General features: G+C 39.8%; 13 protein-coding genes and 1 pseudogene. 7 read left to right on the top strand and 7 right to left on the bottom strand.

Annotated elements, in window-relative coordinates; genetic code table 11:
- The 3 genes from KQI94_RS13105 to KQI94_RS13115 form a co-directional block, all read left to right on the top strand.
- Nucleotides 1-1,479, top strand: a 1,479-nt coding sequence (locus KQI94_RS13105; RefSeq protein ID WP_216454495.1) for a C39 family peptidase, incomplete at its 5' end; no start/stop codon positions are given.
- A gap of 9 nt (nucleotides 1,480-1,488) precedes the next feature.
- Entirely contained in the window at nucleotides 1,489-1,866 is a 378-nt protein-coding gene (locus tag KQI94_RS13110; RefSeq protein ID WP_002368580.1) for a hypothetical protein, read from the top strand.
- Nucleotides 1,867-2,033: 167 nt separating this feature from the next.
- A complete protein-coding gene (locus KQI94_RS13115) occupies nucleotides 2,034-2,579 on the top strand; it encodes an ATP-binding protein (RefSeq protein ID WP_002390347.1) in 546 nt (181 codons plus the stop codon).
- 47 nt (nucleotides 2,580-2,626) lie between these two features.
- Here the strand turns inward: KQI94_RS13115 and KQI94_RS13120 are convergent, their stop codons facing one another.
- Together KQI94_RS13120 and KQI94_RS13125 are read right to left on the bottom strand one after the other, a co-directional pair.
- The gene (locus KQI94_RS13120) at nucleotides 2,627-3,415 is read right to left on the bottom strand and encodes a PhzF family phenazine biosynthesis protein (RefSeq protein WP_002368584.1); all 789 of its coding nucleotides are present in this window, start codon (nucleotides 3,413-3,415) and stop codon (nucleotides 2,627-2,629) included.
- 1 nt (nucleotide 3,416) lies between these two features.
- On the bottom strand, nucleotides 3,417-4,382 hold the full coding sequence (locus tag KQI94_RS13125) for an ornithine cyclodeaminase family protein (RefSeq protein WP_002368585.1): 966 nt from the start codon (nucleotides 4,380-4,382) through the stop codon (nucleotides 3,417-3,419).
- Between the two features lie 97 nt (nucleotides 4,383-4,479).
- On the opposite strand from KQI94_RS13125, the gene KQI94_RS13130 reads away from it, so the two are divergent.
- Together KQI94_RS13130 and KQI94_RS13135 are read left to right on the top strand one after the other, a co-directional pair.
- Nucleotides 4,480-5,892, top strand: coding sequence for a PLP-dependent aminotransferase family protein (locus KQI94_RS13130; RefSeq protein ID WP_002368587.1), 1,413 nt, complete (start codon nucleotides 4,480-4,482; stop codon nucleotides 5,890-5,892).
- Nucleotides 5,889-6,332: a MepB family protein gene (locus KQI94_RS13135; protein WP_002368588.1), complete on the top strand. Its 444-nt coding sequence runs from the start codon at nucleotides 5,889-5,891 to the stop codon at nucleotides 6,330-6,332. Before KQI94_RS13130 ends, KQI94_RS13135 begins: the two co-directional genes overlap by 4 nt.
- Nucleotides 6,333-6,381: 49 nt before the next feature.
- On the opposite strand, the gene KQI94_RS13140 is transcribed toward KQI94_RS13135, so the two are convergent.
- The 3 genes from KQI94_RS13140 to KQI94_RS13150 form a co-directional block, all read right to left on the bottom strand.
- Nucleotides 6,382-7,650 carry a RidA family protein gene (locus KQI94_RS13140; protein ID WP_002367615.1) on the bottom strand — a complete coding sequence of 423 codons (1,269 nt, stop codon included), beginning with the start codon at nucleotides 7,648-7,650 and terminating at the stop codon, nucleotides 6,382-6,384.
- 284 nt (nucleotides 7,651-7,934) lie between these two features.
- Nucleotides 7,935-10,442: a family 20 glycosylhydrolase gene (locus KQI94_RS13145; protein ID WP_010819687.1), complete on the bottom strand. Its 2,508-nt coding sequence runs from the start codon at nucleotides 10,440-10,442 to the stop codon at nucleotides 7,935-7,937.
- A 210-nt stretch (nucleotides 10,443-10,652) separates the two neighbouring features.
- Nucleotides 10,653-11,669 carry an NADP-dependent oxidoreductase gene (locus tag KQI94_RS13150; RefSeq protein ID WP_002390350.1) on the bottom strand — a complete coding sequence of 339 codons (1,017 nt, stop codon included), beginning with the start codon at nucleotides 11,667-11,669 and terminating at the stop codon, nucleotides 10,653-10,655.
- Between the two features lie 179 nt (nucleotides 11,670-11,848).
- On the opposite strand from KQI94_RS13150, the gene KQI94_RS13155 reads away from it, so the two are divergent.
- Both KQI94_RS13155 and KQI94_RS13160 read left to right on the top strand, forming a co-directional pair.
- On the top strand, nucleotides 11,849-12,184 hold the full coding sequence (locus KQI94_RS13155; protein WP_002359261.1) for a metalloregulator ArsR/SmtB family transcription factor: 336 nt from the start codon (nucleotides 11,849-11,851) through the stop codon (nucleotides 12,182-12,184).
- Nucleotides 12,181-12,861, top strand: coding sequence for a type 1 glutamine amidotransferase domain-containing protein (locus KQI94_RS13160; RefSeq protein ID WP_002359260.1), 681 nt, complete (start codon nucleotides 12,181-12,183; stop codon nucleotides 12,859-12,861). Before KQI94_RS13155 ends, KQI94_RS13160 begins: the two co-directional genes overlap by 4 nt.
- Nucleotides 12,862-12,951: 90 nt before the next feature.
- Here KQI94_RS13160 and KQI94_RS13165 read toward each other — a convergent pair whose 3' ends face one another.
- Both KQI94_RS13165 and KQI94_RS13170 read right to left on the bottom strand, forming a co-directional pair.
- Nucleotides 12,952-14,403 (bottom strand): YfcC family protein, encoded by a 1,452-nt coding sequence (locus KQI94_RS13165; RefSeq protein WP_002356134.1) that lies wholly within the window; start codon nucleotides 14,401-14,403, stop codon nucleotides 12,952-12,954.
- 47 nt (nucleotides 14,404-14,450) lie between these two features.
- Nucleotides 14,451-14,589 (bottom strand): annotated as a pseudogene (locus KQI94_RS13170) (helix-turn-helix domain-containing protein); the annotation flags it as partial.

Raw genomic sequence — 14,589 nt, forward strand, 5'->3', positions numbered from 1 at the left:
TATCAAACACACGTGCAAAATATTGGTTGGCAAGGGGTTGTCAAGAATGGTGAAATAGCTGGTACAAGTGGGAAAAATTTACAACTGGAAGCAATCAAAATCAACCTGAGTGATGGTGCTCTAGATGGAAATATAGAATACTCTACGCACATCCAAAATATCGGATGGCAAGATTATAAAGCCAATGGGGCATTATCTGGCACAACTGGAAAAAATTTACAATTAGAAGCCATTAAAATTAAACTGTCCGGTGATGTTTCAAGATATTATGATGTCTATTATCGAGTGCATATCCAAGATAAAGGTTGGTTAAATTGGGCAGCTAATGGCGCCCCAGCTGGAAGTCAAGCTGCATCTAAACATTTAGAAGCCATCCAAATCAAAGTAGTTAGAAAGGGCGAAACTGCTCCTAAAGGAAATGGAAAAGCCTTTTTAGTTGGAAATGAAGCAAAACGTCCAGATGAAATCAAACCAAATGTCAACTATCAAACACACGTGCAAAATATTGGTTGGCAAGGGGTTGTCAAGAATGGTGAAATAGCTGGTACAAGTGGGAAAAATTTACAACTGGAAGCAATCAAAATCAACCTGAGTAATGCTGCTCTAGCTGGAAATATAGAATACTCTACGCACATCCAAAATATCGGATGGCAAGCTTATAAAGCTAATGGGGCATTGTCTGGCACAACTGGAAAAAATTTACAATTAGAAGCCATTAAAATTAAACTGGCCGGTGATGTTTCAAGATATTATGATGTCTATTACCGTGTCCATATCCAAGATAAAGGTTGGTTGAATTGGGCAGCTAATGGTGCCTCAGCTGGAAGTCAAGCTGCCTCTAAACATTTGGAAGCTATTCAAATCAAAATAGTTAGAAAAGGTGAAACTGCTCCTAAAGGATCTGGAAAAGCCTTTTTAGTTGGCGATGAAGCTCGCACACCAGCAGAGATAGCAAACAGATTACGTGCAGAAAGATTAAAGAAAAAACCTTATTATTATTCTCAACGTGACCCACAATGGATTAATACTTATATCGGAAACTATACCATTGGCGTAGCAGGATGTGTTCCAACAAGTTTATCTATGATTTTAAGAGGCTCTTACGGTTATAATGTAAATCCTGTCAGTGTTGCAACAAGAATGGCATCTTATGGCGGGTTAAATCAAAGATACTTTGGCGCTTCTGCAACTGATTTAGTGATAACAGCTCAATCATATGGCCGTTCGATCAAAGTTATTAATGATGTAGCTACATTAAACGCCTATCTTTCTGAAGGATATCCCGTTATTTTATATCAAAATGTTGGGATTGGACATGCTATTGTCGTTCATGAGTACAAAAATGGTTACACTTTAACCTATGATCCATACGGTCGCCAGTTTTACTCAGGTTGGGTGTCCACGCAAGCACTTTGGAATACCCCGTCAAATGATCCAATTGATTGGACAGAAGGCCGACCATGTTTCGTTATTTTATAGGAGGATATAATGAAAAAAAAACTTATTGTACTATCGTTAGCCTTACTTTTAACGGCATGTAGTAATAATACTGGGGGAAAAAATAGCGACGCTTCATCTACTGAAGTATCAACTAAACAGCAAACTACCCAGTCTTCTAAAAAAGATAGTAGTAATCCAGACACAACACCAACTTCTACATCATCTATAACAATTGAAACAACCGAGAATTTAAAGAATAGAGAATTGAATCCAACAGATGATGTTTCAAAAACTAGACGACAATTGTATGAACAAGGAATTAACAGTTCAACAATTACGGATAAAGAACTAAAGGAATATATATCAGAGGCTAAAGAACAAAAGAAAGATGTCATTGATTATATTAAGCAAAAAATAAATCAATAAAGTTATCTCATATTCATTCCCCCCTTGACTCTCCCTTCACTCTTGGCTATGATTACCTTAGCAAGTACAATGGTGTACTGTGAACAGTCGAGCAACGGCGCTCAAAAAGATTGGCTTTCGTGCATTCTTTTTGAGGGCTTTTTATTTTTAGAAAGTAGGGAAATTGAATGGAAAAAATGTACCGCAGTCCGTATGAAGCATACCCGTATCTATCTTCTAAACCAGAAGATTTACGATGTGATTTTGAATTAATGACTGATGAATTGGCCTCGATGACAGGTCTTCTACGAGGATATGTGCAACAATTAGACGTCCCTGAACAGCCTGCACTAACAGAAGAACTAGCCAAAATTTGCGAGTTAATCTACCATGTCAATCCAACGACCCGAACAAAATTAACAGTCACAGAGGACGAAATATCCTGGCTTTTGGAACGTGTCAATGCTATGAATGAACTGACATACGAAGAAAATCGTCCTTTTGTTTTACCGATGGGCACAATCTGTTCCTCTTATGCACACATCTTAAGAGCCAAAGCCAAAGATATTGTTCGTTTACTTTATCGCATGGACTATGGGGGTAAAAAAATTGATCCGCAGCTGTATGATGTAGTCAACTTACTCTCAGGTTACTTTTTCATGTTAGCTTTGTATCTAAATAAGCTCGAAAATGGTGAAGAAGTCCCCTTTGTTTCTCGCAACTATTCTATTTAAAAAGTACACCGATCGCTAACGACGAATTGCTAGCGGTCGGTGTACTTTTATACAGGCAAGTAAGCTTCCCCTTTTGCAAATAGTTTAGCAGTACCACCAATAATGACTCGATTTTCTTTCACTTCACAAGTTAAAAAGCCGCCTCTTGGGGACACTTGATAGGCCGAAAGGGTCATTTGATTGAGCCGTTTTCCCCAATAAGGAATTAAATTGGCGTGCGCAGAACCACAAACTGGATCTTCGTTAATTCTTAGTTTCGGGAAAAAAGTCCGTGAAACAAAATCCACCGAGTCTCCTGGTGCCGTTACAATGACTCCTACTCCTAAATCCAATGCTTTTAATGCAGAAAAATCTGGTGTGATTTTTGCCACTGTCTCTTCGTCTTTTAAGACAAAAAATAAATCGCGACCCAAATAAGCTTCATAAATTTTCGTGCCTAAAGCGGCTTCATACTCTGGCAAAATTGGAATCCTTTCCGGTAGGATATAAGGAAAATCTAGATAATAGTATTCCTCTTTTTTGGTCACTGCGAGCGGTCCACTTTGACTAGTAAAATGAAGCGTTTCTTCCGCAACGGAATAATAGTTAAATAACACAAAAGCCGTCGCTAATGTAGCATGCCCGCAGAGATCGATTTCTCGTTCCGGCGTAAACCAGCGCAGGGCGTAACTTTTTCCCTCTTTGACTGTAAAAGCAGTCTCTGACAAATTATTTTCAATCGCAATGTTTTGCATCACCGCTTCTGGCCACCATTTTTCCAAAACATAAACAGCGGCGGGATTGCCTTTAAAAACTTCCTCCGCGAAAGCATCGACAATATAATAGGGATAACTCATTTTAATTCTCTCCTTGTATTTTTTGATAAATGTATTCCGCGCAACACAAATCCTCAACTGCTAAGCCAACCGCATCAAAAATCGTGCGGCCTTTCTGCTCCGCCTTTAGTTTAACTTTGCCAGTCACTAATTCGCCGAGAGAACCTACAATTTTTTCAGCTGAAAAGGCACCTTCTGAAATCGGAATTAAAAGATCCCCGCTTTCTTTTAATGCAGCCGCATACTCATCTACAAACACTTGACTGTTTTTAACAAGGTCGCTTGTTAATTCTCTGGAAGTCGGCGTGAATGTACCAATTGCATTGATATGGGCATTCGGCAAAACGTCTTTTTCTTCTAAAAATGCGTCCTGACTGGAAGTTAGTGTACAGATAATTTCCGCTTCCTGGACGGCTTCTTGGACAGAAGAACAACCAATAAAGGTACATTCGGGGTAATTGTGCTGTTGCTTAGCGATTAATTTTCGTGCGCGTTCTGCTGTGCGGTCATATATAAAAACCTTTTCAATCGCCCGAACGCTTTGTAGCGCTGCGAGATGAGATGAAGCTTGTTGACCTGCACCAATCAAAGCGATACTTTTTGCCTCTGGAGCTGCTAAATAATCGGTTGCCAAAGCAGAAACAGCTGCTGTGCGAAGCCACGTAATCGCATTGGCGTCCATCATCGCAACTGGTCTTCCAGTAGAACTATCAAACAATAAAATTTGACCAAGATGTGAGGCCAAATTTTTTTGTGGATTTTCTGGAAAAGCTGTAATGATTTTTGCCCCAAAAAAGCGATTTTTTCCTAAGTAAGCAGGCATTAATGCAAAAAGATTCTGATTTTCCCCATCTGGTAAAACCTCTACATGGCGCTCACTTTGCGAAATTTTTCCTTTTTGCAACTCTGCAAAGCAACGTTTCATCACTTGAATTGCTTCGGAAAACGACAATTGTTGAATAACCCTCTCATAAGAAATAATGTCCATCTGAATTCCTCCCTTTGCGCTATCATAAACCAGACAAACAATACACTCAATGCTATAATTGTATGGAATACAATTTTATAGAAAGGAAGTTCCCCTCATGCCGATTAATTCCTATGAGAACTATGCGTTGTCATGGCGCCCTGTTAAAGAACGTTTAACAAGACCTTATTACCAATCATTGGTTCAACAATTAGAAGCGGATATCTTATCTGGTGCACTTCAAAAAAATGTGAAATTGCCTTCGCAAAGAGAATTAGCTGATTACTTGGATCTGAATTTCACGACGATTGGTCAAGCCTATAAACACGCTATGGAAAAAGGCTTACTTTATACCAACATCGGTAGCGGCACTTTCGTTTCTCCCAACGCGTTTCACTCAATTACAATCTCTACCAACCAAGTAGCGGACCATCTAATTGATTTAGGGCTGGTTAGTTCCTTTGATATGTGTAATCAGCGGATTTTACCTTTTATTGAATCAGTTAGTAAAAATGCGGCCCTTAACAGTTTGCTAAATTATCGCGATCCTTTAGGTACGCACTTTCAACGAGCAACCGCTGCCGAATGGCTTCAGACACAAGGCGTTTGGACCAATGCCGAAGAAGTTGCCATTGTATCTGGTGTCCAGAATGGGCTGGCCGTGACGTTAGCCGCCGCTTTTTCTCCAGGTCAGCGGATTGCCGTAGATCGATACACGTATTCAAATTTTATTGAACTCGCCCAGCTTTATCATTTAGAAATCGTCCCGATTGGCTATGATTCCGAGGGGATGGACCCAGAGCATTTACTGCAAGAATGCAAAAAGAAAAAAATACACGGTATTTTCTTAATGCCCGCATGTAATAACCCGATTGGTTTCCAAATGTCTAGCGCCCGCCGAATGACTTTAGCTGAAATCATTCAGCAAGAACACTTATGGGTAATTGAAGATGACATTCATTCTTTTTTAACAACTTATGCACAGCAAGCAGTTTTACCAACGTTTCAAGAACTCTTACCTCAACAAACGATTTACTTAGCGGGGATGACAAAGTTTGTCTGTACAGGCTTACGCATTGCGTACCTTGTTTTCCCTCCGCTTCTTCGCCAAGAAATAGAGCGTGCGATTTTTAACATTAACGTTAAAACTTCTGGCTTTGATGCTGAAATTGTCACCCAAGTCTTACGCTCACCAGTTGCAGAAGAATTAGTGATAGAAAAATTGGCTTTAACAAAACAAGCCAATGACTTATTTGATGCCATTTTTGGGTTAGCTAGACCTAGCAATCCTTTGCCGTACTACCGAACTATTCCCCTTTCTACCGAAAAAACGGCGCCGCAAATTGAACAAGAATTTCTCCAAAATGGGGTACGTCTTTTTCACTCGAGCCGCTTTACTGTGCAAAATCAGCCAGATGCTTTTTTACGAATTTCCTTGGCCTCCAATCAGCTTGAGGTATTGGCGAAAGGATTAACCATTATCCAAGAACTCTTACCGACATTAAACGAAAAGAAAGGACATTCCCTATGAATTCATTGCCAATACTTGAAAAAGCAGTGGGCGCGATCACCCTGCTTTCCGAAGAAAAACAAAATGCCGAATATGAAGGCTTTTTATGTCAAGTTAATGAATCGCAACAACTTATCCGCAGTCGCTTAGCCAAAAAAACGCCGAAAAAAGAAGGCTATTTTGTAGCCTTCTGGGAAAAAAATCAACAAAATCAGAACGAAGCCTTTGATGCAACGGAAGCCCCTGAAATGTTAGCAATTGTCATTGCTGATCAAGAAAAGCAAGGTCTCTTTCTTCTGCCAAAAGAATGTTTAATCCAACAAAAAATTCTCAAAACGCACCAACAAAAAGGCAAAATGGCAGCCCGTTTTTATCCTTCTTGGTGCCAAAACCTTAATCAAACCGCCAAAAAAACACAAAAATGGCAACTAGCTTACTTTACTGATTTATCTAAATACTAAAAACGTCAGCTGGCTTCAGAAGCCAGCTGACGTTTGTTTATTTTACTGTTTAGCCAATTGGTGGCGTACCTTCTGCGTTCCCAGCAATCGCTTCGATTTGAATCTGGGCACCTTTTGGTAAATCCGTCACACCAATCACTCTTCTGGCAGGCGTGCCTTCAGGGAAGTACGTTTGGTAGACGTCATCTACTGCCGCCAGCTCTTCAATCTCTTTCACAAAAATATTCACTTTCACCAGATCAGCTAAGCTGTGATCCACACTTTCAATAATCGCTTTGATGTTTTCTAAACATTGCGTCGTTTGTTCCTTGATTCCGCCAGCGACTAACGCATTTGTTTTAGGGTCCAATGGTAGCTGAGCTGATAGGTGGTTGTAATGAGAAAAAGCAACAGTTTGTGTCGAAAATGGACACTTCGGTGCGTGATCTGTATTATTTGCTTCAATAATTAATCCATGTCGATCTTCAATCGCTTGTGGTGGCGTACCATCCCCATGAGAAACCACCGCTTCTACTTGAACCGCCGCGCCCATTGGTAAATCAGCAACAGCAATCACTGTTCGTGCTGGCATGTAATTGACCGTACGCGCAATTCCTGAATCTGGGAAAAAAGCGGCATATACTTGATTGACAGCTTCTAGCTTAGATAAATCTTTTAAATAAATATTGACCTTCACAATATCATCAAAAGGCACATCAATACTGGTTAAAATGGCTTTTATGTTTTTCAAACATTGTTTTGTTTGCGTTTTAACACAGCCAGCCACAACTCTGCCCGTTTGAGGATCTATAGGCAATTGTGCAGACAGATTGTTATAGTGAGAAAACGCGACCGTTTGACTGGCTAGAGCATCAATTGGTGCCTGAACAGTCTGATTTGTTAATTTAATTAAATCCCCAGCTTGAGGTGCATTAGGGATAGTTCCTTCCCCATTTGAAACAAGTGCCTCCATTTGAACAGAAGCGCCTAACGGCAAATCTGCGACGGCGACCACTGTTTTAGCTGGATAATAATGGGTAAAAAAGGCCGCATAGACCTCCTCAACTGCGGCAGCATCCCGCATATCTTTGACAAAAATGGTCATTCTGACAATGTCACTCATCACATGGTTGATACTTTCAACAACCGCTTGGATATTTTTCAAACATTGTGTCGCTTGGGCCCGAATGCCACCTTCTACCAATTGTCCAGAGGTTGGCTCAATAGGTAACTGTGCCGACAAATGATTATAGTGGGAAAATGCGACTGTTTGGGCTGCGAGAGGATGCTTTGGTGCACGCTCTGTATTTCTTGCTAAGACGATATTTTCATTACTCATAACTCTACTCCCTTTTTTAGCATTCCAACAAAAATGATTCCGCTTACATTTCCAAGCATTAAACTTCCAACAAGATCCTTTTTATTTTCCTGCTTTTCTATTAATGGTGATAGCTTTCCACCACCACTTCTTTCAGTCTACAATAAGAACAGGAACATTTCAATAAGGCATTCCTAAATTGATTGTTGGCCCTCAAACAAATCTTCTTCCGTTAAAGAAGACTGGCACGAATCAAGCTTGATTCGTGCCAGTCTTTATAGATAACTCATTAGCTTTAACTAGTCTTATTTAACCACCATATACTCACGATAATTTTCCGAGAACGTATCCATTAGCGTATAAATTCGTTCAAAATCATAGTCACGACTAGGGTCATCATACCAAACACATTGAATACTTCCAATAATTGGAAGATTTGGGCTACCTGCTGGCACATCTGTAAATGCTTTTTTCGACATATTTGCTAAAGCATCGTCATATTGATAAATGCCAGAATCAACATTGCCAGCGACCCAATACCACGCATCATTGGTATTAAAAATTTTGTGTCCTTTTTGAACAAAGTACTCAGGTTTGGCTACGTCATATCCGCTCCAACCGGCTGTCCAATAAGAAATAATAATCTCTGGGTCAAATGTACCGAAAGAATCGTCGCTGTTGTAATAAATGCCATCATTAAAGCTCATTGGCTGCATGCCCGCATCTTTAATTATTTTAGCTAAATCATTCGCATAAGCGACAAAATCTTTGTAGCGCCCAGAAGATTGCAGTTTCGCCCAACCGCCTGTATCGACATCATTTGCATACTCATCGCCACCAAAATTGAAAATTTCACTATGCGCGGAAAAATAAGCCACGTACTTACTGATAATTGCCTTTGTGAAATTCACTGCCTTTTGGTTCCCTAAATCTACTGTTCGTTTTGAGCCATCAAAAGCGGGATTTTTAATCGCTAGTTTTTCCATAGCCACTAACAACGCATCCATATGTCCTGGACTGTTAATCACGGGAATGATGTTGATGTTGCGCGCTTTCGCAAAAGCCAACAACCGATCCATTTCTTTTTGTGTTAACGCGTTGCCATTAGGATCATTGTAATACGCGTTGTTGCCTCGTTGGATTGCTTTTGAAACCCGGTTGTGGTTGTATTTTTTACCATTCACATTGACCGACATATCATCCAAAATAAACCGTAAGCCATCATTTCCTAAAATTAATTGGACATCTGTGTACCCATTTTGACTGGCTTTGGCCACTAATTCTTCCAGTTGCTCCACGGAAAAATATTTTCTTCCCGCATCAATGGAAAAGACACTTTTTAAAGGTTGTGTTTGTTTCTCTTTTAAATTATCCAAAGCTGTTTGGACCTCCGTTTGCCAAGTAGTCACTTGCGCGGCTGTATACGTTTTTCCCGCAAGTTCTGTTGCGACTGTCTCTTTTGTTGTTTGTAGTGCTTGAATCGTTTCTGGTGTATAGCTTTCTGCCTTTTCAATGGCTGTAACTGCTTGATCCAACGCACGATATAAAGTGGTTAAGTCAATGGCTAACAGGCCTTTTTCTAATTCAGCATCATAGGTGTTTGAAATCCCTTGGCCATAATCGCCACCTAAAATAGCTTTATTCACATCATAAAGCGTTGTTGCTTGTGTCACTGCTTCTGCGGCTTTATTTTGTGCTTCAAGGTCTGTGTTGGCGTAGCTAATTCGTTTTAAATAGTGTTGCGCAGCCGCTTTCATCTCTGCAAGAGAAACGCCTTTACTCTCTGCAATGGCCGTTTTTGTCCAAAGTAAATTAGAAGGTTTTATCTGATTTAAATCGTCTTCATTATAGGTGCGACCATCGCGATCTAAGGCATAGAGGAACATGCCCCCTAAATTATTTTCATAAGAATAACGAGCTACTTTATACATGTTACTTTCCATATACGGCTCTTTTGTGTCATACCAGCGGTTGCGATCTTGCTCTTCTGGGAAAGTTAATCCTGGAACAAATCGTTCCCCATTGAGAACCGGACTTAAATTATTTAATGCTCGTTGCGTGCGTTGGTCATCGCTACCATACTGTTGATACGCGAGAAAATCGAAACAGTCACTGACATCTTGTAAAGGTGGTAAATATTCTGCATTGGTATCATACAAAAATGGACGATCCGTTCCCGACTTCGGTCCAATGTATTTTGATAATGCACGAATGACACCATTAGATAGAACAATATCTTTTTCACTTGGACGAGTTTCCATGTCAATATCTAACCCATCAATTCCTAAATCATCGACAAATTTGGTTAACAACTCTTTCGCATAAGCATCAAATTCTGCTTCTGTAGGCGTTGTTCCTGCATAAGGAACTTTTAATAGCTCGCTATAATCAATCCCACGAACTAAACGAACACCTCGTGCATGTAATGCTGGCGCATACTCATTTTTTAACGTATCATAAAATGGCTGTGCAAGTGCTTCTTGTCCTTTTGGCACATAACTAAAGACATTCACAATGTCAATACCATAAGGAATATCGTGCATCGTTAGCCAATTTTCATCTGGCAATGTTGTATTAACTCCTTGCATCGTTTTGTCACGCCAAGCCCGATAATAAACCATAAAATGTTTCTCTTGGGTCGGCTCATTGGCTTGGCTGATCATTGGTTGATGAAACAGACTAAATAAGATAAACGCCAAGCCAACCAATAACGAAAGACCCAGCCAACTGACAATTGTTTCTCTGTTTTCTCCTTTTCTTGTCGATAAATTGTTCCCCACTTTGAACACCATTCCTTTCTGCACTCCGTTCATTTTTGTGTATCCACCTAAAAAGGAAGCGCATACACAACCATCAATAGAATAACAAAAAATAACGAATTTGCAAAATAGAAACTGGAAAAATGAGGATTTTCTATAAAAATCTTTTCCCGCCTAAAATCACTTTCGTTAGGCGGCGTTTAAATGGTAAACTTTGAGACTTGCAAGAACAATAGGCCTGTTTTTCTTGCAAGTCTCCTTTACTTAGTCGTGATCAACATCGGCGATTTTCACAACAATTTTCCCTTGTGCTCGTCCTGTCAGTGAATAATCTACCGCTTCTTGAATTTGGCTAAAAGGAACGACTCGGTCAATTATCGGCTGTAATTTCCCCTGTTCAATGAACTCAGTGAGTAAAGCTAATTGCTCGCCATCGGGACGCATAAACAAAAAATGATAACTAACATCTGTGGCTTGCTCCAATCGATGAATCTTGCGAGTAGCTATTTTAAAGGCCCATTGCTTCCAAAGCGGCAAGCCATACTCTTTAGCAAAACGTTCGTTGGGAATGCCTGACAATGTAACGACTTTTCCCTGAGGTTTAACCACTGAAAAAGCTTTTTCTAAGATTGTCCCCCCCATTGTATCAAACACATAATCGTAGTCGGATAAAACTTCTTCAAAATTTTGTGTCCGATAGTCAATCACTTCATCTGCTCCCAACACTTGAACCCATTCTTTATTTTTACTACTCGTTGTGGTGGCAACGTAAGCGCCCGCTAGTTTTGCTAATTGAATCGCAATGGTCCCAATCCCTCCTGAACCTGCTTGAATCAGGACTTTCTGGCCTGGCTGTACATTCATAATATCATGTAGCGCTTGATAACTTGTCAAACCGACTAACGGAATGGCCGCAGCTTCTTCAAACGTTAAATTTTTCGGCTTCATAGCTACAGCCGCTTGATCCACTGCAATATATTCAGCAAAAGTTCCCACGCGATTTTTGGGTACTCGCCCGTAAACTGCATCGCCCAGCCTAAAATTTTGAACATTTTTTCCAACAGAAACAACAATCCCAGCAAAATCACTGCCTAAAATCAGTGGCATTTGATAATTTAAAAGCATCTTTACTTTGCCATCTTTTGTTTTTAAATCAATCGGGTTGATACTGGCAGCGATAATTTTGACCAAAACATCGTTGTCATGAATGGTGGGTAAGGGCACCTCCTCGATTGCTAATTCTTTTTGTCCGTATTTATGAATTAAAGCGGCTTTCATCATTGAATCTTTCCTCTCTTTCTATCCCTTTTATTGGTTTAAAAGTTTAAACCTTTAATCAATTAGTATCTTAACGAAAAATGGGATCCACGTCAAGTTTCAGCCCTCAGCGTATTTTATTGACAAAAAACACGAAAAATGGTTTAATCGTTTAAAAATACGAACCAAAGAGGCGAAAGAATATGAAAGAATTAGAAGGAATTCAAACAGAATTTACTGCGCTTAGTGATTTTTTAATCGCATTGGGTGATGAAAAACGCCAAGCAATTATTATTGCACTGTTAGAAGACCAGGCCTGTGTTGGCCGTCGTGTCACTGAGTTAACAGAGGCGACACAACTCTCACGTCCCGCTGTTTCTCACCACTTAAAAATTTTGAAACAAGCCAAATTAATTGATTGTCGCAGTGAAGGAACTAAAAATTATTACTCACTTTCTCACGATACCACCAAAATTGAGCAACTCCAACAACTATTGACCCACATTACGTCGATTATGCCAGGGAGGAAGCAAGCATGAAAAAAATTCTCGTGGTCCTCACAAACGTTTCCCGTTATCACGGCACCGAAGAACCAACGGGCCTCTGGCTAGGTGAAGCCACGGAGTTCGTGGAAGAAGTAACCAAAGCAGGATTTTCAGTTGACTATGTTAGTCCCCAAGGAGGCTATGTCCCTTTGGATCCCCGGAGTATGAAATATGTAGATTCATCCATTATGGCAGTTTATGAAAGTGCTGATTTTCAAGAACGAGCGCTAGCGCATTCCCTCTCTCTTGAAGAAATTGAGCCAGATGAATACGCAGCAATTTACTTTACAGGAGGCCATGGCGTTATGTGGGACTTTCCTGATAATCCTCAGTTGCAAGCAATCACTCGTAGCCTTTACGAACAGGGCAAATACCTAACTTCTGTTTGTCACGGAATTGCTGGTCTTTTAAATGTCAAAGATGCGTCAGGAAATTATTTGATTGCAGATAAAACCATTACTGGCTTCACTACTGCAGAAGAAATTTTAGCCATGAAAAAAGCAGTTGTTCCTTTCTTAAACGAAACAATTGCCAAAGAACATGGTGCTACTTTTGCGAAAAAGCGTCCCTATAAAGAATTTGCGTATCAAGATGGCCGTATAATCACTGGGCAAAATCCTTTTTCTGTCCGCGCTGTCGCAAGATTGTTAATTCAACAACTATCAAAATGAAACAACAGCGACTACTTTTAGGTAGTCGCTGTTGTTTCATTGCTTCTTCTTTTTTCCGAAAGCCGAAGCCCTAACATAAAAAATTTTTGATTAGCTAAAGAGTAACATCGCGCCAATTAAGATAATTAGGTTAATTAAGCCTAAGACAATCATTGGTTTGGCCATGAATTTTGTCCAAGTGGCATATTGAACTTTGGAAATTTCCAAACCACCCATTACGACACCAGATGTTGGCGTGATCAAATTAATCAAGCCACAACCTGAAGCAAAAATCATAACCATCACTTCTGGACTTAAACCAATGTTTTTAGCTAACGCACCCATTACAGGAATAGAAACGTACGCTAAACCAGAAGTTGAAGGAATTAGGAAAGATAAACCTAAGTATAAAACAAAGGCACCGATGACAAATAAGACTGGGGAGAGTCCTTGTAATAAGCCTGCCGCTTTATCAAGGATAAATGAATCTAAATACGTTTTAGACATCAAAACAGATGCCCCGCGAGCAACTACGATAATTAAAACAACGGATAACATATCTTTGGCACCGTCGATAAATGCTTCAATGGTTTCTTTTTCAGTAAAGCGACCAATCAAGGCAGCAATGATCCCTAAAAGGAAGAACCACATCGCTAAGTCGCCAAAGTACCAGTCACCGAAACTGTTGCCTGTTAAAACAGACGTCCAGCCTTTGAAAATCGTCACTCCAAAGTCGTTCCATGGAATTAAGGAAACAATCATAATGACAAAACAGAAAGCGAATACCATTAAGATTTTTTTATGACGATTCGTAAATGGCATTTCTTTCGACGCTGCTTGTCCATACGTTTTTTCCATATCCTCTTGTTCTTGTAAAGATAAAATTGTTGAACCTTTGTCAGCCTTCACTTTTTTCGCATAACGCATCACAATGAAAATAGAATAGCTAGTAGAGGCCGCCCACAAAATAGCACCGACAATTAAAATAATTCCTGTATTCGGCTGAATGCCAATACCTCGCAACGCATCCATCGCTACCCCTGTGGAGAAAGGGTTAACCGTTGAACCGATAACACCTGATCCTGCACCCAATAGCACAGTACCCACTGCGACAAACGTATCAAAACCAGCGGCGACCATGGTGGCACTCAATAAACCATAAAAAGGAATTGTTTCTTCTGCCATTCCATAAGTCGAACCACCAATAGAAAATAAAATCATTAAAATCGGAATGATTTTCAATTCGTTCCCTTTTAACTTTTTAACGACTGATTGAATCCCTGCTTCAAGAGCCCCAGTTTGTGTCACAATATTTAAAAAGCCACCGAGTACTAAAATAAAAATATTAATTTCAATGGCATCTTTAAACCCATTGAATGGAGCCATGATAATATCCGATAATTTGGCCCCTACCACGTGGTCAACCATTTTGCCATCAATTTCTCTTGGGGTAAATGGCTGGCCATTTAGCAAGACCGTTACGATACCTAAAACAATTAAAATAATAAATAAAATACTAAAAGACGAAAGCTGTTTTTTGTTTTTCTTCTTTTTTTCTGCCATATCCTTTTATACAGGAACCTACTTTCCTGTATCTCCCTTCTCTATGATTAATTACTCAATCGATCAATAAAGAATGGCGTATCTAGAAAAGTTAAGAATTTATGACTGTAGCTAATACGGTTCATTTGGACTAATTTTTTCATAACACTGCTTGCTGTTTCCCGCGTAGTTCCACTCATTCGTGCA

Source organism: Enterococcus sp. S183_ASV_20 (assembly GCF_018919685.1).
Taxonomy (GTDB): Bacteria; Bacillota; Bacilli; order Lactobacillales; family Enterococcaceae; genus Enterococcus; species Enterococcus faecalis.

Coding starts and splice junctions, on each gene's coding strand:
- KQI94_RS13165 (WP_002356134.1), bottom strand. CDS start 14,403: ATGGCAGAAAAAAAGAAGAAAAACAAAAAACAGCTTTCGTCTTTTAGT.
- KQI94_RS13130 (WP_002368587.1), top strand. CDS start 4,480: ATGCCGATTAATTCCTATGAGAACTATGCGTTGTCATGGCGCCCTGTT.
- KQI94_RS13120 (WP_002368584.1), bottom strand. CDS start 3,415: ATGAGTTATCCCTATTATATTGTCGATGCTTTCGCGGAGGAAGTTTTT.
- KQI94_RS13140 (WP_002367615.1), bottom strand. CDS start 7,650: ATGAGTAATGAAAATATCGTCTTAGCAAGAAATACAGAGCGTGCACCA.
- KQI94_RS13115 (WP_002390347.1), top strand. CDS start 2,034: ATGGAAAAAATGTACCGCAGTCCGTATGAAGCATACCCGTATCTATCT.
- KQI94_RS13150 (WP_002390350.1), bottom strand. CDS start 11,669: ATGATGAAAGCCGCTTTAATTCATAAATACGGACAAAAAGAATTAGCA.
- KQI94_RS13160 (WP_002359260.1), top strand. CDS start 12,181: ATGAAAAAAATTCTCGTGGTCCTCACAAACGTTTCCCGTTATCACGGC.
- KQI94_RS13155 (WP_002359261.1), top strand. CDS start 11,849: ATGAAAGAATTAGAAGGAATTCAAACAGAATTTACTGCGCTTAGTGAT.
- KQI94_RS13110 (WP_002368580.1), top strand. CDS start 1,489: ATGAAAAAAAAACTTATTGTACTATCGTTAGCCTTACTTTTAACGGCA.
- KQI94_RS13135 (WP_002368588.1), top strand. CDS start 5,889: ATGAATTCATTGCCAATACTTGAAAAAGCAGTGGGCGCGATCACCCTG.
- KQI94_RS13125 (WP_002368585.1), bottom strand. CDS start 4,382: ATGGACATTATTTCTTATGAGAGGGTTATTCAACAATTGTCGTTTTCC.
- KQI94_RS13145 (WP_010819687.1), bottom strand. CDS start 10,442: ATGAACGGAGTGCAGAAAGGAATGGTGTTCAAAGTGGGGAACAATTTA.